The sequence below is a fragment of the Mycobacterium sp. UM_CSW genome (assembly GCF_000455205.1).
Classification (GTDB): Bacteria; Actinomycetota; Actinomycetes; order Mycobacteriales; family Mycobacteriaceae; genus Mycobacterium.
Genome location: NZ_AUWQ01000041.1, coordinates 57,676 through 73,791 on the forward strand (window position 1 = coordinate 57,676; position 16,116 = coordinate 73,791).

Below are 16,116 nucleotides of genomic sequence, written 5' to 3' on the forward strand. Positions count from 1 at the left end.
AGAGGAGGCTCAGCCCTTGGCCGCCGACCGGCCCGCGCGGCGGCCGTAGAAGCTGCCATCGCCCAGTGAGATGCCGCTGGCGTAACCCCACGCGGCCAGTCCCGCGGTCGACCGGCCGGCGGCGAAGAGCCCCGGGATGGGCTCGCCGCTGACGTGCAGGACCTCGGCCTCCAACGTGGTCGCCAGCCCGCCCAGCGTGAACCCTCCGGTGTTCTCCCGCAGGTCGATTGCCCCGACCGGGGAACCGATCGGCCTGAGCCACTCGGGCTTCTTGTGCAGGAGCGGATCCTCGCCGCGCGCGGCGCCCTCGTTGTAGGCGGCCACCGTCGCCTGCAGCGAACCGGGGGCCAGGCCCATGTCGCCTTCCAGGTCGGCCACGGTGTCGGCCACCCAGGTCGGCTGCCGCAGCATGAATTTGGGCGACCACGACGCCATCGCCTCCTGCTGCGCGTCGTCGTCGATGATCAGATACGCGACGTTGTCCTGCTGGTACAGCGTCAGCTGCCCGACCCGGCCCGGGTAGGTGTCCTCGGGGACGTAACGCTGGCCGCGGCCGTTGACCAGGATGCCGCGCACCAGTTGCTGGGGATCGATGAAGATCGCGACCTCGGTCGCGTCCATGTGGGCCAGATCGGCGCCCAGCGCCTGCGCCATCCGGATCGCCTGCCCGTCATGCTGCTCGATCGAGGCGGCCGGCCGCCCGGCGATCCGCGGCGCGTACCGCGCCACCATCGCGTCGTTGTAGGCGAAGCTGCCCGTCGCCAGCACCACCCCGCGGCGGGCCCGAACCGTCATCTCGGCACCGTACTGGCGGGCGCGGAGGCCGACGACCCTGCCATCGGACTCGACGATCAGGCTTTGCACGCGGACGTCGTAGAGCGCCCGCGCGCCGGCCGCCGCGGCCGTCTCGACGAGGGGCTTCATCAGCATGTAGCCCGCGCTGGCTTCGCCCTGCTTCTTGTTCTGCATCTGCGGGACGTGCCCGCGCGGGGCGGGGGAGGCGATGGTGTTGAACGGGTATGCGTTTTCGCCGCCGCTATACATGAGGCCCTGGTCGCCCATCGGCTCCCAGCCGGGCTCGGAGAAAAACTCCGCCTTGAACGGCACCCCGCAACCGACGAGCCAGTCGAAATGCGCGATGCTGCCCGCGCAGTAATCGGCGATCCGGTTCTCGTCGGCGCCGGGTCCCATCGCCACGTTGAGGAAGGCGGCCATGTTGTCGACGGAATCGTTGAAGCCGCAAGCCTTTTGCAGCGCGGTGCCGCCGCCGAGGTAGATGAAGCCGCCGGCCATCGCCGCGGCGCCGCCCCACGACCCGGTGCGCTCCAAGACCAGCACGTCGGCGCCGGACCGGGCCGCCTCGACCGCGGCGGCGGCGCCCGCGACCCCGTAGCCGGCGATGACGACGTCGGCCTCCTGATCCCAGGAGGCGATCGACGATGCCGGGACGGGTGTGACGTCCGCGTCGGGCGTCATAGCCGCATCGCCGCAGGCATCTCGCCGATCCACTGGTGACCCCAGTAGCTGTCCGCGGTGATTTCCTCTGCGGTGTAATAGGTTTCGTCGACGCGCATGCCGTCGGTGCCGAACTCGATGTCCCAGTCGCCGGGCGCCCGGACGTAGAAGGAGATCATCTTGTCGTTGGTGTGGCGGCCGAGCGTGGAGGACAGCTGGAAACCCTCGGCGTTAACCCGGTCCAGCGCCTGGCCGACCGCGTCGAGGGTGTCGACCTCCACCATGATGTGAACTACGCGGGGGTCGCGCAGGTGCGCGGCCGGAACGATCGCCAGGCTGTGATGGCGCTCGTTGATGCCGAGGAAGCGCACCCGCACCGGACCGAATTCTTTCGGCAACGGCACCCGGAAGGCGCCGCGGGAGCGGAAACCCAGTACCTCGGTGTAGAAGTCGAACAGCGCGTTGGGGTCCATCGCGGGCAGCACGACATGGCCGAGGCCCTGATCGCCGGTGACGAATTTCGCGCCGAACGGCGTGATCACCGGGCTGTGGTCGAGCACCGGGCCGTGGAAAACCTCCAGCGTGTGGCCGGCGGGGTCTTCGAACGCGATCACCTCTTCGACCCTGCGCTCCTCGGCCTCGTCGACGGAGAGCTGCTTGAACGCAACCCCGGCGCCGTCAAGGGTGGACTTCACCCGTTGCAGCGCCGCACGATCGCGCACCTCCCAGCCGATGGTGAGCACCCGCTCCGTTTCGCCGGGCACGACGGCGATCCGGGCGGCCCGTTCGTCCATCCGCAGGTACAGCGCCGAGGGGTCGGATCCCTTACCTTCGGCGAAACCTAGGACGTCGAAGGCGAAATGCCGCCAGCGATCGACGTCGTTGGTCGAAATAGTGATGTAGCCAAGGCTTTTCAGGTCGCTCATCGCGTGCTCCTAGTTCGCCGTTAAATCAACGCCCGCAGCGGGCCTTCCGGCGGGTCGATGCCCAGCGAGCTGAGCGCGGACGCGTGATAGGTGGTGCCGGGGACGTGGATGGCGTGCATTTGGCCGACATGCACGTCTCGCCAGTAGCGTTGCAGTGGCTTGTCCATCCGTGACGCATTGCCGCCCGAACGGGCGAAGATTTCGTCGACCGCCGACACCGCGCGCCAGACCGCACGGACTTGAGTGCGGCGACCGGCGGCGCGGTCGGCGAACGACACCTCCTTGCCGGCGGCGACCATGTCGTAGATGCGGTCGGCGTTGGCGAGCAGTTCCTGGCGGGCGGCGTTGATGTCGGCCGCGGCCTCGCCGACGGCGTACATGACGTACGGGTCGTCTTTGATCGCGGTTCCGGTGGCGCCGACGCGCTCCCGCTGATAGTCCAGGTGCGCGGCCAGCGCGCCCTCGGCGATGCCGATGGTCGCCGCGGAGATGCCCAGCGGGAACATCGTCGACCACGGCATCAGGTACAGCGGTTCGGTCATGCCGGCCTCGCGCTGCGCGGTGCCGTCCATGACCTTGGTCGCGTCCATGGTGCGGTAGGTCGGGACGAACGCATCCTTGACGATGACGTCCTTGGAACCGGTTCCGCGCAGCCCGACCACATTCCAGGAGTCCTCGACGATTTCGTAGTCCTTGCGGGGCAGGATCATGTGCAGCATCTGCGGCGGCATGATTGGTATGCCCTGCTCGTTGCCGAGCATCGCGCCCAGGATGATCCAGTCGCAGTGGTCGGTACCCGAGCTGAACTGCCAGCGGCCGTTGAAGATGTAGCCGCCGTCCACGGGCTTGGCCACGCCCTGCGGCGCGTACGGCGAAGCCATCCAGGTGTCGACGTCGTCGGCCCAGACCTCGGCAGCGACCTTCGGATCGGCATAAGCCAGCTGGTAGGGGTGCACGCCCACCACACCCACGATCCACCCGGCGGCTGGATCCAGGGCCGCCGTGGCCATCACCGTCTCGGCGAACTCGCGGGGGTGGGCCTCGAAACCCTGGTAGTTCTTGGTTTGCAGCAACCGGATCAAACCGGCCGCCTTCATGCTCTTGACCGTCTCGTCGGTAAGCCGGCCGATCTGCTCGGCCATGGGCGCCTGCTCACGCAATTGGTCGGCCATTTCTACGACTCGGTCAAGTACCCGCTCGCTCATTTGTCTGTCCTAACGTGTGTGGGCTTATGAATGGTTTACCGCAGTCCAGAGGCCGACTCGCCGCTGATCCCGATCAGCGGACGAAATTGGGTCATAACCCGGCATAGGTGCCGTTGTCAACGACGCGGTCGCCGGTCAACGGCCGCGACGCCTCCTAAACTTTCGCGAGCAGGCCGGCGTCGATCACGATCTGGGTGCCGGTGATGTAGCGCGCCTCGTCGGAGGCGAGGAACACGACGGCGTTGCTGACATCGACGGGTTCGACCCAGGGCACCGGTAACAGGTGACGAGCCTGCAGCACCTCGGCGGCGTCCTCCGCCGTCGGATTGTCCAAGTCGGGCCGCAGGCGTCGAAACGTCGCCTCGTTGAGCACCATCGCGGTTCCGACCGCCCCGGGGTGAACGGTGTTGACGCGGATACGTCGCGGTCCGAGCTCGTTGGCGAGCGTGCGTGCGAGTCCTACGACGGCATGCTTGCTGGCCGTGTAGGCGGCTGTGTTGGCCGTGCCCCGAATACCGTTGGTGGAGCTGACAATGACGACGGATCCGCCTCGCTCGCCCCCGTATCGACCAATGTGGGGCACACTGGCCTTGACGGTGTGCCAGACGCCGGTGAGGTTGATATCCAGGACCTGCTGCCAGCTTTCGGCGGCGATCTCCCAAGTAGGGGCGCCCGCCGGATGGATTCCCGCATTGGCGACAACCACGTCGATGCGACCGAGTTCGGCGACGGCAGCATCCACCGCGGCCGTCATCGCGCTGAAGTCGCCGACGTCGGCCAGACCCGTCGCGACGCGCACCCCATGCCGTGCAACGGCGGTCGCGGTCTGTTCGAGGTCGGCGGCCGACTGGGGCATGTCCAGCGCGATCACGTCGGCGCCCTCCTCGGCGAACCGCTCACAGTGGCAGCGTCCGCTGCCCCGGGCGGCCCCGGTCACCAACGCCACGCGGCCACGCAGACCAGACATCAGGATCCCTTGATCAGTGAGAATCCCTTGTAGCCGGCGTCGGCGACCTCGGTGCAGATGTCGAGATAGACCCCGAAGCCGCCGATGAAAAGCATGAACACGCGCGGCTTCCCGGGGATGTTCGCGCCGAGGTACCACGAGTTGGCCTTGGTAAACAGGGTGGCGTCGGCCCGGCGGGCGCACTCGGCGACCCAGTCATCGACCGCGTCCGGGGTCGCCTCGATCGCGGTGTAGCCGTGGGCGTCGAGGTAGGTGATGCAATCGGCGATCCAGTTCACGTGGGCCTCGGCGTGCAACACCATGTTCGCCAGCACCGCGGGAGCCCCCGGGCCGCATATCACGAAGAGATTGGGGAACCCGTCGACGCCCAAACCGAGGTAGGTGCGCGGTCCTTCGCGCCAGTAATCACGGAGCCGCCTGCCGCCCCGGCCGACGATGTCGATCTTGGTCAGCGCACCGGTCATCGCGTCGAAGCCGGTCGCGAGCACGATCATGTCGACGTCGTAGTGGGCGTCGGTGGTGTTGATCCCGGTCGGGTCGATGGACTCGATCGGTGTGTTGCGCACGCTGACCAACTTCACATTAGGGCGATTGAAAGTTTGAAAGTAGTTGGTGTCGGTGCAGATTCGCTTGGTACCGATCGGGTGGTCGTTAGGGATCAGCAGTTCGGCCAGCGACGGGTCGTCGATGACCGCACGGACCTTCTCTTCGTAGAACTTGCGGGCCTCGTCGTTGGCGGCCGGGTCGACCATCTGGTCCGTGAAGGTCTTGGAGAACAGCACGCCGCCGAGATCCCAGCGCTTCTCGAATGCCGCGCGGCGTTCCTCGGGCGTGGCCTCCATCGTCGGCTTGGGATACGCCACGTGGGGCGAACCGCCGGAGCTGCGCCATGACGCCCGCCGCCGCTTCGCGTAGTTGGCCTTGACCTCGGCGCGGTCGGCATCGGTGAGAGGCCGATTGCCCGCGGGCACGCTGTAATTCGGGGTGCGCTGGAAGACATAGAGCTGGGACGCGGCTTCGGCGATGATCGGGATCGACTGGATGCCAGACGATCCGGTGCCGATCACCGCCACCCGCTTGCCGGTGAAGTCCACCGGCTCGTGGGGCCACGATGCGGTGTGGTGGACATCCCCGGCGAAGGTCTCCAACCCGGGGAAGGAAGGGGTCAGCGCCGCCGACAAGGGGCCGGTTGCCATCAGGCAGAACCGTGCGGTTACCTGCTCGCCGCTATCGGTGGTCACCGTCCAGCGCAGGCTCCGTTCGTCGACTACCGCCGACGTAATGCGGGCGTTCAAGGTCACGTCGCGGCGCAGATCCAGTCGGTCGGCGACCCAGTGGATGTAAGCGAGGATCTCGGCCTGGGTGGCGTACTTCTCCGACCAATCCCACTCCTGCTGCAATTCATCCGAAAACGAGTAGCAATAGTCCACGCTTTCGACGTCGCAGCGGGCGCCGGGATATCGGTTGAAGTACCAGGTACCGCCAATGTCGGGCCCGCTCTCGAAGACCCGGACGCTCAACCCCGCCGACCGTAGCTTGTGCAGCGCGTAGAGGCCCGCGAAGCCCGCACCGACGACAACGGCATCGACTTCCGGGGCCACCCGCGGATCACTGGCAGTCTTCACGGGTGTCTACGGTAGGTCGCGGCGGGCACCGTCAGCCGCGATCTCCCGGTGACCGGACGCCGTGATAACGGCCTCCCGGCCATCGGAATGAAGCAGCCGCCCGTGCTGTCCGCCTCGTAAGAATCGCGGGCATGCCAGAAGTCCGAAGGTGCGAGGTCGCCGTGCACGCCGATGCAGAGGCCGCCTCCGTCGAGGTCGACTTGGACGGCGAGCTCTATCGGCTGCGGTGGCCGCGCGACAAATCCCTCGTGGACACGATGCTCGACGCGCGAATTGACGTGCCACATTCGTGCCGCGAGGGCCATTGCGGCTCGTGCGTGGCGACGGTGCTGTCCGGGGAGGTGGACTTGGTCGGTGGCGACGTTCTCGGACCCCAAGACCGTGCCGAGGGCTTAATCCTTTGCTGCCAGGCGCGCCCGCTCAGTGACCATGTCCGCGTCGAGTTTTAACGCCGCATGACAGAGCGTCTGGCGGGCAAGGTCGCGCTGATCACCGGTGCGGCGCGGGGGATCGGCCGCGCACAGGCGGTGCGGTTCGCGCAGGAGGGCGCCGACATCGTGGCGCTCGACGTGTGCGGACCCATCGACACCGTGGTGGTCCCGCACAGCACAGTCGCCGACCTCGACCGGACGGCTTCGTTAGTCGCGGAGGCCGGTGGTCGGGTGCACACCGAAACGGTCGACGTGCGGGACCTCGCCGCTGTCCAGGTCGCCACCGACCGCGGCGTGCGGCGGTTCGGCGGATTGGACGTGGTGTGCGCGACCGCCGGAATCACGTCGCGCGGAATGGCGCTCGAGCTGGATGAAAAAGCCTGGCGCACCATGCTGGACGTCAACCTCACCGGTGTGTGGCACACATGCCGGGCCAGCGCACCACACCTCATGGCGCGCGGCGCCGGGGCGATGATCCTCACCAATTCCATCGCCGGGTTGCGCGGTCTGGTCGGTGTGGCGCATTACACCGCGGCCAAGCACGGCGTGGTCGGCCTGATGCAGAGCCTGGCCAAAGAGCTTGCGCCGCAGAATATTCGGGTGAACTGCGTGCACCCCACCAACGTCGACACCCCGCTGATCCAGAATGACGCGGTGCGCACAGCATTCCGCCCCGACTTGGGTCGGGCGCCGACGCGCGACGAATTCGCCGAGGCGGCACGGAACATGAACATGCTTCCGGTTCCGTGGATCGATGCGGTCGACGTGGCCAACGCGGCGTTGTTCCTGGCGTCCGACGAGGCGCGCTACATCACTTCGGTCAGCTTGCCGGTCGACGCCGGCGCCACCCAACGATAGGGGTAATCATGACGGACATCAGCAAATACGGCCCGTGGGCGGTGATTGCCGGCGGCTCGGAAGGGGCCGGTGCCGAGTTCGCCAAGCAATTGGCGGCCGACGGATTCAACCTGGTCCTGATTGCCCGCAAGCCGGCACCCCTGCAGGACACAGCGCGGCAATGCCGCGAGATAGGGGTCGAGGTGCGCGAGCTGGCAGTCGATCTCCTTGACCCCGAAGCAGTTTCAGCGATCATGGCCGCGACGGCCGATCTCGAGGTCGGCCTGCTGATCTACAACGCGGGCGCGAACACCTGCAGCGAGCCTTTTCTGGATGCCGACCTCGCTGACTTCTTCCGGGTGATCGACCTCGACGTCACCCGGATGCTGCAACTCGTGCAGCACTACGCCCGGCCGATGCGCGAGCGCGGGCGCGGCGGCATCCTGTTGGTCGGCTCGATGGCCGCCACACACGGCTCGATGCGGCAGTCGGTCTACACCGGCGCCAAGGCCTTCAGTCGGCTGTTCGCCGAGAGCTTGTGGCTCGAATTGCGCGAGTTTGGTGTGGACGTGCTCGAACTCGTGCTGGGGGTGACCCGCACGCCGGCCATGGCACGGCTGGGACTGAACTTCGACGTGCCGGGTCTACGGATCTCGGAACCGGTCGATGTGGCCCGCGAGGGACTCGACCACCTGAGCGATGGTCCCGTGTTCATCGCCGGCGGCAACGCCGAGGCGGTACACCAGGGCAGCGGGCCGGACCGCGCCGCGATCGTGTTGGGCGCGCATCGCACCGTGCAGGAACTCCTGGGCCAGAAATGATGCGGCTCGGATTGGCCACCCCGGTGGTGGCCGGGCTGCCTGGTGTCGCAAGCGAGTGGGAGGCGACCGCCTCGGCCGACGCGCTGGCCAGTATCGCCGAGGCCGCCGACAGGCTTGAGTTCGACTTTCTCACTTGTTCCGAACATGTCGCGGTGCCGCTCGCCGATTGCGCTACCCGCGGAGACACCTACTGGGATCCGCTGGCCACGTTGGGATTTATGGCCGCGCGGACCACCCGGATACGGTTGACGACATCGGTGGTGGTGCTCGGCTATCATCATCCGTTGGCGATCGCCAAGCAGTACGGCACCTTGGATCGGCTCAGCGGCGGCCGCGTGATACTGGGCGTCGGTGTGGGCTCGCTGGCGGCCGAATTCGACTTGCTCGGTGCGCCGTTCACCGATCGCGGCGAACGGGCCGACGACGCGCTGCGCGCCCTCCGGGCATCGCTGTCGCGACCGGAGCCGGTCTACGCTGGCAAGTACTTTTCGTATTCGGGAATCGCGTTGCGGCCGTTCGCGCTTCAATCCCCAATGCCGATCTGGGTGGGCGGCAGGACGCGACGTTCGCTGCGCCGCGCGGTGGAACTGGCGGACGGATGGATGCCGTTCGGACTGGGCCTCGACGATATCGGTCTGATGCTGACGGCCGTCGAGCTTCCCGAAGACTTCGATATCGTGCTTGGCACTTGCGGGGCCCTGGATCCCGCTCACGAACCCGCGTGTGTCCGAGAACACCTGCGCGCGCTGCGTGACGTCGGAGCCACCGCGGTGACATGCTCGGTGCGCGCCCACTCGGCGGCGCACTACGTCGATCAGTTATCAGCCCTACGGGACCTGGTGAAGGATGAGGAAGGAATCGGGTCATGACCGAGATCGACGATCTTGCGGCACGGCTTCGCCATCTCGAAGACGAACGCGAAATCTCCCGGCTCATCGCATCGTACGGCCCGGCCGTAGATGCCGGGGACGCCGACGCCGCCGCGCAACTCTGGGCGACCAACGGCACCTACGACGTCGAGGGCTGGCACATGGACAGCCGGAACGACGTTCATGCGATGGTGGATTCTGCGTCCCACCAGAATCTGGTAGCCAATGGCTGCTGTCACTTCATCGGACCGAGCGTCGTGACGGTGACCGAAGATTCGGCGGTGGCGGTCGCCGAATCGCTGGTGCTGGTCCGAGATGGCGAGAGCTACCGCGTATGGCGCTCGACGGCAAACCATTTCGAGCTGCAGCGCATCGAGGGGCGCTGGCGGATCATCAAACGCACCAGTCGTGTGCTCAACGGCGACCCCGGAGCGCGCGCTTTGCTGACTGCTGGGCTCGCCGGTGCGGCGGCACCAGCACTGGGTGCGGGGCCAACGTGAGGGTAAGCGGCTTTCGGCCAAAGCCGGCACCTGACGCGCGATCGCGACGGACCCGGCTGATTCAACGGGCGGCCAGTCGTGGCTGATGACAACGAAGCCGGTAGGCCGGCGGGATATGAGTCGCTCGCCGGCTCCGTCCGTCGGCTCATCGATGTCACCATCCGCACCGAAGTGGACGGTGCCGTCGTTGCGGCGGCAAAAGCGCACATCGATCGCGCGGTAGGGCTGTTGAGCGCAGACCTGATGCCCGGCTCATTCGGGGTTCGCCAAGTCGCCGACGGCCAATCGGTGGCGTCAGGAAACGTCGCAATCGGGCTCCGCAATGCCGTCGCACCGCCCCTGGTGATACACCACGACGCGGAAGGCGTTGTGTGGACTGAGGTAACGCTCGGTGCCGCTTACGAGGGTCCGCCCGGTCATGTTCACGGCGGCGTGTGCGCGTTAATCCTGGACCACGTCCTCGGCGCAACCGCGCATCGGCCGGGACGCCCGGCCTACACGGGCACGCTCAGCCTGCGTTATGTGCGGGGAACGCCCTTGGGTCTCGTGCGCGCAAGCGCGCGCGTCGATCGCATCGACGGCACAAAGACCTTCGCGATGGGCGAGATTGCCGACGGTGAGGGAACGACCGTCACCGCCGAAGGCGTGTTCATCACCCCGCGATGACAATCAACTGCCGGGTCCGGCGATGCGATATGAGAGGTCGGCTCCCGCTGAGCGAAACGTCTGGCGTTCGATAGCTATCGGCTGGGGGGACTATTACGCTTATCGCATTCCCGTCGAGGAGATGAATTCATGGCCGCGCCTGAGACTCTTTCCCGCTACACCGTCATTTCCGCGGATACGCACGCCGGAGCCGACCTCTACGACTACAAGCCTTACCTGCCCCAGGCGTTTCATGACGACTTCGATGCGTGGGCCAAGACTTACGCGAGTCCGTTTGACGATTTGATCATTGCCACTGCGAAGCGCAATTGGGACAACGAGTTGCGCATTTCCGAGATGAACGACGACGGGGTGGCGGCGGAGCTGTTGCTCCCGAACACCGTTCCTCCCTTCTTCCCGACATCTCCCAACATCACCATTTCGTTGCCGCAGACTCGAGACGAGCTCGAACGTCGGTGGGCGGGTGTGCAAGCGCACAACCGCTGGCAGGTTGACTTCTGTTCCCTGGCGCCGGTGCGGCGGCGAGGGTTGATCCAGGTTTTCCCCAACGATGTGGACGCCGCATTAGACGAAATACGGTGGGGGAACGAGCAGGATTGCTTTGGTGGAGTGTTGTTGCCCGCGGTATCGCCAGGCGACCCCAACGTCGCTCCGCTGTTCCACACCCGCTACGAGCCAATTTGGGCATTGTGTGACGAACTCGATCTCACGATCGTGCAGCACGGGGGTCCGGGAAGTCCGGCGATGCCCATGGATCAGCCGGCATCGAATGCCGTGCTCATCACGGAAATGGCGCTGTGGGCCCAGCGCACCCTTGGGCACCTGATACTGGCCGGGGTGTTCGAACGTCATCCGACATTACGGTTCGCGCCCACTGAGCAGGGCACCCTTTGGGTGCAACAGCAGCTGATGACCCTGGATTCGATGGTGCCGACGCTGAAGACGGAAGCCGGTAACCGCACCTACGGCATGTTCGGAGGTTCCTCGGTCGATCAGCTAACCCTGACACCAACTCAGTACGTTCAGCGGAACTGCTACCTGGCCAGCGAATTGACCCCCTTCGAATCGGGCATGATCGACTTCATGGGCGCTGACCACATACTTTGGGGAAGCGACTACCCCCACGAAGAGGGCTTCGCCCCGCATTCGAAGCTGGCCATCCGGTGGGCGTTGCACGACAGATCCGAAGACGAATGCCGGAAAATTCTCTCCGAGAATGCGGGTCGGCTCTACCGGTTCGACCTCGACGCGCTGGCGCCGATCGCGGCTGAAATCGGCCCGACGGTAGCGGAAGTGCACACGCCTCTTGAGAAGACCGGATATCACGCCCCGGCCGCGTTCGGCTACCGCCCGTTCGAGGGCGGGCTCGCGCTGAAGCGCCTCGCTCCCCAACGCCAGTAGAACGCGCAACCGGATTTCGGCCGGCCCCCCGGCGCCCAACCCCGGGTCGAACTATGTGCGCGACAGGAACGCCAGCACAGTGCTTTCGAACGCCTGCCTGGCCTCGATCATGGCCCAGTGCCCGGAGTTCGGGAAGATGTGCAGCTCTGCGTTGGGGATGGTGCGCATCGGCAGGAGCGCCATGTCGGGCGGGCTCACCCGGTCGTCGCGGCCCCACGTCAGCAGGGTGGGCGCCGACAGTTTGTGCATGACCGCCCACGGCATCGGCCGGTCGGAGGCGGCCATGCCGGCGTTCATCGCGGCGAACGCCGCCTTGCCGTACATCCGGCGGGCGGCGTCCAGGGCAACGGGATCCGTCGCGAGCGCCCAGCGCTCCTCGATCAGCTCGTCGGTGACCAGCGACTGGTCGTAGACCATCGACTTCAGCCAGTCGACCAGCCGTTGGCGCGTCGGGTCCTCGACGAACTCCTGCAGCAGCCGGATGCCCTCACTGGGGCTCGGGCTGAAGATGTTGGTGCCGATGCCGCCGATGGTGACCAACCGGTCGACGCGGTCGGGATTTCCGATGGCGAAGTTGATGCCGACGCCGCCGCCCATCGAGTTGCCGACGATGTGCGTCTTGCCGACACCCAGCGCGTCCAGGAACGGCCCGACGGTGCCGAACGCCATGACCATCGGGTGGCCGCCGAAGTCGTCGCTGACGCCGAAACCGGGGAATTCCAGGACCAGGCAGCGGTACTGCTCGGCGAATGTCGGCAATATCCCGCGAAAGTTGCGCCAGCCGGTGACCCCGGGACCCGAGCCGTGCAGGAAGAGCAGGGTCGGCGCCGAATCCGGCCCACAGTCGTAGTAGCGCAACGCGCCCTTCGGAGTTCCGATTTCGCGCAGGTCGTGTTCGACGAGTTCAGAAGTGTTGGCCACGGATGTCACCCTGCCATGCCGCCGCGGCGCGCGGGAGCGGTGTTCCGCCGACCGGTCATCTAAAGTCTCTGGCCATGTCGGGTCGCTTGCTGATCACCGGCGTCGACGCGTCCGGGCGGTCATGCGCGGCGCGCGACGAACCCGTCACGCTGCAAGGGGACGCCGGCCGCGGCGGCCTGCGCTATTCGGTGCTGTACGCGGCGCCGTCGTTGCCGTCCGTTGCGGCCGGCGGGCGGGTCGCGGACCTGCTCGACCTGGTCGTCCCGCCCGGCGCGCTGCGCTGGACGATGATCGAGTATGCACCCGGCGCCGAGTTCGCCATGCACCACACGGACACCGTCGATTTCGACGTCGTGCTCTCCGGGTCGGTGGACCTGATCCTCGACGACGGCGCGCACCCGCTCGCCGCCGGTGACAGCGCGGTGGTCACGGGCGTCGACCACGCCTGGCGCGCGGGACCGGACGGGTGCCGCCTCGCCGTCCTGACGATCGGCGCAGCGCCCCCGGCCTGAAACACCAAGCGGCGCCGCAAGATCCGCGTCGGGTGTGGGGGATATGTACACAGAACGACCGTTTCTCGTCCATATCCCCCACATTCGCGAATCGAATGCTATCCGGCACCGGGCGGGGCGCAATCCATCAATTCCTTCAGCGCCGCGGGAAACGCGTCGGCGAGCTCCCACAGGTCCGGAACAAGGTCGGGGCACGAAATGATGCCGATGCCGAGCCGGCCGTTGAGCGACATGACCGTCACGTTGAGTCCGGCGCCCGCGATGATCGGACCGAGCGGATACATGGCGTCGATCCGGCACCCCAGGAAGTAGAGCTGTTCCTGCGGGCCGGGCACGTTCGACAACACCAGGTTGTGTGGGGGCTTCTCGGGCAACGGGATTCGCGGCAACAGCTTCATGGCGGCGCCGAACATGGTTTGCCCGGCCACTTGCGTCCAGTCCTGCAGCAGGGTGGGACCCATCGCGGCGGCATGTTCTTTGGCGCAGGCGTTGGCTTCGGCGATGCTGATCAGTCGCTCGGCCGGGTCGTCGATGTGGGTTTCGAGCCGGCACAGCATCCACGTGGTCTGGTTTCGGCCCGGTCGATCGGACCTGCCGCGCACCGACACCGGCACGCTGGCCACCATCGGGCTGTCCGGCAGTTCGCCCCGCTCGGACAGGAACTGGCGCAGCGCCCCCGCGCACAGGGCCGTCACGACGTCGTTGATCGTCACGCCGAACCGGTTCTTGACCGTCTTGACGTCGTCGAGGTCCACGGTGGTCAGGGCGACGTTGCGCCGGCGGGTGAACGGGCCGTTGAACGCCGTCGGCGGCGCGGCGAACGGGGCGGCCATCGTGGGCCGGCCGCCCCGGGCGCGCAATATGGTCTGCCCGAGGGTCAGCACGGTCGCCGGCACCACTTTGGCCAACCGCCAGGGCCGCAACGCGGCGCCGATCAACCCAGACGCGGCGATCTGCAGTGGGTTCGCCCCGCCGGTGCGTTCCACCGGGGCGGGCGGCGGCGCGTCGGCCACACCGCTGCACAGCTGGGCCAGCAGGTTGGCGCCCCCGACCCCGTCGACCACCGCGTGGTGGGCCTTGAGGACGATGGACAGCGCCTCGGTGCCGTGCAGGCCCTCGATGACCCACATCTCCCACAGCGGGCGATCCCGATCGAGGGCCAGGCCCGCGACGTGCCCGCAGATCTCCGCTAACTCCTTCGGCCCGCCGGGCGAGGGGAGCGCGACGTGGTGCAGGTGTCGAGAGAGGTCGAAGCTTTCGTCGTCGACCCAGACCGGATGGTCGAAGTTCAGTTGGCTGTCGGCCAGCTTGAGGCGAAATTCGGGCACGGTGTCCACCCGCGCCGCCAGCGCCTCCCGGAACCCCTCGAACGTGTAGCCGCCCGGTTTCGTTTTCGGGTCCAGCTCCACGACACAGCAAACATTCAATGGCTGCGTCGGTGACTCCAGGTACAAAAAGAACGCGTCCAGCCCGCTCAGTCGCTGCATGCCCCGCCCATCTCGTTCGCACGGTCGTGACCCCTGGTCACATGACCGGCGGTCAACCCCGGACCCCGACGGCGCACAGCATCAGAGCAGACCGCAACCTCTTGATGTGATCCCTAATCTGTAGCCGGTTGGCGGCCTTTGGCAAACATCTCGGCGGGACATTTAACGAAATCGCCACCAAGATTCATCTGACCGCCGCGCGGGTCAGCGGGCCATGGTCGAATCCGGGGCCGCCCAGTCGGTCGACACCTTTCGATGCTTGATCAGCCACCGGTCGCCGTCCGGCACGAGCATGTCGCGGTAGCGCCCGAAATGGTCGAGCCCGATCTGGGTGACCACGGTGAAGTAGGACGAGACCTCCGCCCGGTCGGGGGTGAGGCCGGTGAAGAGCACATTGGTGACGTTGTGCCGCACGACGGGCTTGACGTCGAGGTTGCGGGCGACGTTGCCCGTCACGCCGCCGAGGAACGACACGATCTCGGTTCGCCCGCGCAACGGCTCCAGCCCGCGGATCTCGAGGACGCCGTCCGCGCAGAATGTGTCCGCCAGGCCCTCGAGCCGGCCCGCGTCACCCGACCAGTTGTAGCGCGCGAGGGTGTCCCGGATCTGCTCCCGAGCGACCAATTCCCACATCTCCACCGTGCGAGCCTAATCCGCGACAGTGCTGCGGCACGGGTGCGTTACCTGACGAGATAAGGCCGGAAGCCACGCTGGGCCGCCGGCGTGACTCCGTTCAGGTCGAAGACGGCGATGAGGGCACGCAAGAGGGCGGGGGACCAGTCGTCGAAATGCTGTGCATCCATGCGATCGAGTAACTCGCTGCGCAGGTGCTCGATGCCGGTGGGTTCCTGATGATCGCTCATGTCGTGAACGACGCTAAAAGCGACGTCCGCCGCTTGTACAGCCAACTGGTCGGATTCAAATGTCATTCCTGCCAAATATGAAGCGGGAATGAAACGCCGCGCGCGACGGTATAAGCACGCATGAAACTCAACGACGCCGCGCGCGATCTTATTGGTAAGGGTGCCGACGCCACGCTGGTCACCCTGAATCCCGACGGCAGCCCCCAAGTCAGCGTTGTCTGGGTCGCGCTGCAGTCGACGCCCGACGGGGACGAACTCGTCACCGCGCACCTCGCCGAACACAAGAAGGTGCGCAACGTCCGCAACGACCCCCGCGTCGCCGTCACGATCCTGGCACTGGACAAGGCGGGCCAGGGCATGCGGCCCTACCTGTCGGTCACCGGTACCGCGCGCATCGTCGAGGGCGGGGCGCCCGAGCTCCTGACCGAGCTCAACCCCGTCCTGGGCGACCCGAACATGAAGTTCCCGCCGGACGGCGCGCCGCCGGGATTCCTCACCCGCATCCGCATCGAGAAGGTCGGTGGCATCGGGCCCTGGACGGCCTGAAATCCAGGGCCTTGCGGCGTGTGAATCCAGGGCTTTCAGCGTGTACAAGTGGCGGGAATCGCGCGATCTTCCCACCTAGGATTC

18 protein-coding genes are annotated in these 16,116 nt (G+C 66.7%); 9 read left to right on the forward strand and 9 right to left on the reverse strand.

Features of this window, described 5'->3' with window-relative positions; genetic code table 11:
• Positions 1-9 precede the first annotated feature (9 nt).
• The 5 genes from N415_RS16250 to N415_RS16270 form a co-directional block, all read right to left on the reverse strand.
• Complete coding sequence (locus tag N415_RS16250) at positions 10-1,476, reverse strand: FAD-dependent oxidoreductase (RefSeq protein ID WP_068183815.1); 1,467 nt, start codon at positions 1,474-1,476, stop codon at positions 10-12.
• Positions 1,473-2,381: a biphenyl-2,3-diol 1,2-dioxygenase gene (bphC, locus tag N415_RS16255; protein ID WP_068183817.1), complete on the reverse strand. Its 909-nt coding sequence runs from the start codon at positions 2,379-2,381 to the stop codon at positions 1,473-1,475. Before bphC ends, N415_RS16250 begins: the two co-directional genes overlap by 4 nt.
• Before the next feature lie 20 nt (positions 2,382-2,401).
• Entirely contained in the window at positions 2,402-3,586 is a 1,185-nt protein-coding gene (locus tag N415_RS16260) for an acyl-CoA dehydrogenase family protein (RefSeq protein ID WP_068183820.1), read from the reverse strand.
• Positions 3,587-3,740: 154 nt separating this feature from the next.
• A complete protein-coding gene (locus tag N415_RS16265) occupies positions 3,741-4,553 on the reverse strand; it encodes a mycofactocin-coupled SDR family oxidoreductase (RefSeq protein WP_068183825.1) in 813 nt (270 codons plus the stop codon).
• Positions 4,553-6,178 carry an NAD(P)/FAD-dependent oxidoreductase gene (locus tag N415_RS16270; RefSeq protein WP_068183829.1) on the reverse strand — a complete coding sequence of 542 codons (1,626 nt, stop codon included), beginning with the start codon at positions 6,176-6,178 and terminating at the stop codon, positions 4,553-4,555. The genes N415_RS16265 and N415_RS16270 overlap by 1 nt, the downstream gene beginning before the upstream one ends.
• 131 nt (positions 6,179-6,309) lie before the next feature.
• On the opposite strand from N415_RS16270, the gene N415_RS16275 reads away from it, so the two are divergent.
• The 7 genes from N415_RS16275 to N415_RS16305 all read left to right on the forward strand — a co-directional run bounded on the left by N415_RS16275 (position 6,310) and on the right by N415_RS16305 (position 11,703).
• Complete coding sequence (locus tag N415_RS16275) at positions 6,310-6,627, forward strand: 2Fe-2S iron-sulfur cluster binding domain-containing protein (protein ID WP_068183833.1); 318 nt, start codon at positions 6,310-6,312, stop codon at positions 6,625-6,627.
• A 6-nt stretch (positions 6,628-6,633) separates the two neighbouring features.
• Positions 6,634-7,467 (forward strand): mycofactocin-coupled SDR family oxidoreductase, encoded by an 834-nt coding sequence (locus N415_RS16280; RefSeq protein WP_068183836.1) that lies wholly within the window; start codon positions 6,634-6,636, stop codon positions 7,465-7,467.
• Between the two features lie 8 nt (positions 7,468-7,475).
• Complete coding sequence (locus N415_RS16285) at positions 7,476-8,267, forward strand: SDR family NAD(P)-dependent oxidoreductase (protein WP_068183839.1); 792 nt, start codon at positions 7,476-7,478, stop codon at positions 8,265-8,267.
• Positions 8,267-9,136 (forward strand): LLM class F420-dependent oxidoreductase, encoded by an 870-nt coding sequence (locus tag N415_RS16290; protein WP_068184019.1) that lies wholly within the window; start codon positions 8,267-8,269, stop codon positions 9,134-9,136. The genes N415_RS16285 and N415_RS16290 overlap by 1 nt, the downstream gene beginning before the upstream one ends.
• Positions 9,133-9,636 (forward strand): nuclear transport factor 2 family protein, encoded by a 504-nt coding sequence (locus tag N415_RS16295; RefSeq protein WP_068183843.1) that lies wholly within the window; start codon positions 9,133-9,135, stop codon positions 9,634-9,636. Before N415_RS16290 ends, N415_RS16295 begins: the two co-directional genes overlap by 4 nt.
• Positions 9,637-9,714: 78 nt before the next feature.
• Entirely contained in the window at positions 9,715-10,302 is a 588-nt protein-coding gene (locus N415_RS16300) for a PaaI family thioesterase (protein WP_068183847.1), read from the forward strand.
• 129 nt (positions 10,303-10,431) lie between these two features.
• Positions 10,432-11,703 (forward strand): amidohydrolase family protein, encoded by a 1,272-nt coding sequence (locus N415_RS16305; protein ID WP_068183850.1) that lies wholly within the window; start codon positions 10,432-10,434, stop codon positions 11,701-11,703.
• 51 nt (positions 11,704-11,754) lie between these two features.
• On the opposite strand, the gene N415_RS16310 is transcribed toward N415_RS16305, so the two are convergent.
• Positions 11,755-12,624: an alpha/beta fold hydrolase gene (locus N415_RS16310; protein ID WP_193376462.1), complete on the reverse strand. Its 870-nt coding sequence runs from the start codon at positions 12,622-12,624 to the stop codon at positions 11,755-11,757.
• 74 nt (positions 12,625-12,698) lie between these two features.
• Between N415_RS16310 and N415_RS16315 the strand changes: the two genes are divergently transcribed.
• Positions 12,699-13,136, forward strand: coding sequence for a cupin domain-containing protein (locus N415_RS16315; protein ID WP_068183853.1), 438 nt, complete (start codon positions 12,699-12,701; stop codon positions 13,134-13,136).
• Between the two features lie 98 nt (positions 13,137-13,234).
• Here the strand turns inward: N415_RS16315 and N415_RS16320 are convergent, their stop codons facing one another.
• From N415_RS16320 to N415_RS16330, 3 genes are all read right to left on the reverse strand, one after another.
• Complete coding sequence (locus tag N415_RS16320) at positions 13,235-14,623, reverse strand: wax ester/triacylglycerol synthase family O-acyltransferase (protein ID WP_068183857.1); 1,389 nt, start codon at positions 14,621-14,623, stop codon at positions 13,235-13,237.
• Between the two features lie 204 nt (positions 14,624-14,827).
• Positions 14,828-15,262, reverse strand: a complete 435-nt coding sequence (locus N415_RS16325) for a nuclear transport factor 2 family protein (RefSeq protein ID WP_068183860.1) — start codon at positions 15,260-15,262, stop codon at positions 14,828-14,830.
• 41 nt (positions 15,263-15,303) lie between these two features.
• On the reverse strand, positions 15,304-15,552 hold the full coding sequence (locus N415_RS16330; protein ID WP_068183861.1) for a hypothetical protein: 249 nt from the start codon (positions 15,550-15,552) through the stop codon (positions 15,304-15,306).
• A 54-nt stretch (positions 15,553-15,606) separates the two neighbouring features.
• Here N415_RS16330 and N415_RS16335 point away from each other — a divergent pair, with 54 nt between their 5' ends.
• Complete coding sequence (locus N415_RS16335) at positions 15,607-16,032, forward strand: PPOX class F420-dependent oxidoreductase (protein ID WP_068183865.1); 426 nt, start codon at positions 15,607-15,609, stop codon at positions 16,030-16,032.
• Positions 16,033-16,116: the final 84 nt, after the last annotated feature.

Excerpts from the sequence above, each read along its gene's own strand:
- N415_RS16330 (WP_068183861.1), bottom strand. The coding sequence starts at position 15,552 with ATGACATTTGAATCCGACCAGTTGGCTGTACAAGCGGCGGACGTCGCT.
- N415_RS16315 (WP_068183853.1), top strand. The coding sequence starts at position 12,699 with ATGTCGGGTCGCTTGCTGATCACCGGCGTCGACGCGTCCGGGCGGTCA.
- N415_RS16295 (WP_068183843.1), top strand. The coding sequence starts at position 9,133 with ATGACCGAGATCGACGATCTTGCGGCACGGCTTCGCCATCTCGAAGAC.
- N415_RS16265 (WP_068183825.1), bottom strand. The coding sequence starts at position 4,553 with ATGTCTGGTCTGCGTGGCCGCGTGGCGTTGGTGACCGGGGCCGCCCGG.
- N415_RS16280 (WP_068183836.1), top strand. The coding sequence starts at position 6,634 with ATGACAGAGCGTCTGGCGGGCAAGGTCGCGCTGATCACCGGTGCGGCG.
- N415_RS16290 (WP_068184019.1), top strand. The coding sequence starts at position 8,267 with ATGCGGCTCGGATTGGCCACCCCGGTGGTGGCCGGGCTGCCTGGTGTC.
- N415_RS16305 (WP_068183850.1), top strand. The coding sequence starts at position 10,432 with ATGGCCGCGCCTGAGACTCTTTCCCGCTACACCGTCATTTCCGCGGAT.
- N415_RS16275 (WP_068183833.1), top strand. The coding sequence starts at position 6,310 with ATGCCAGAAGTCCGAAGGTGCGAGGTCGCCGTGCACGCCGATGCAGAG.
- N415_RS16320 (WP_068183857.1), bottom strand. The coding sequence starts at position 14,623 with ATGCAGCGACTGAGCGGGCTGGACGCGTTCTTTTTGTACCTGGAGTCA.
- bphC (WP_068183817.1), bottom strand. The coding sequence starts at position 2,381 with ATGAGCGACCTGAAAAGCCTTGGCTACATCACTATTTCGACCAACGAC.
- N415_RS16285 (WP_068183839.1), top strand. The coding sequence starts at position 7,476 with ATGACGGACATCAGCAAATACGGCCCGTGGGCGGTGATTGCCGGCGGC.
- N415_RS16335 (WP_068183865.1), top strand. The coding sequence starts at position 15,607 with ATGAAACTCAACGACGCCGCGCGCGATCTTATTGGTAAGGGTGCCGAC.
- N415_RS16260 (WP_068183820.1), bottom strand. The coding sequence starts at position 3,586 with ATGAGCGAGCGGGTACTTGACCGAGTCGTAGAAATGGCCGACCAATTG.
- N415_RS16250 (WP_068183815.1), bottom strand. The coding sequence starts at position 1,476 with ATGACGCCCGACGCGGACGTCACACCCGTCCCGGCATCGTCGATCGCC.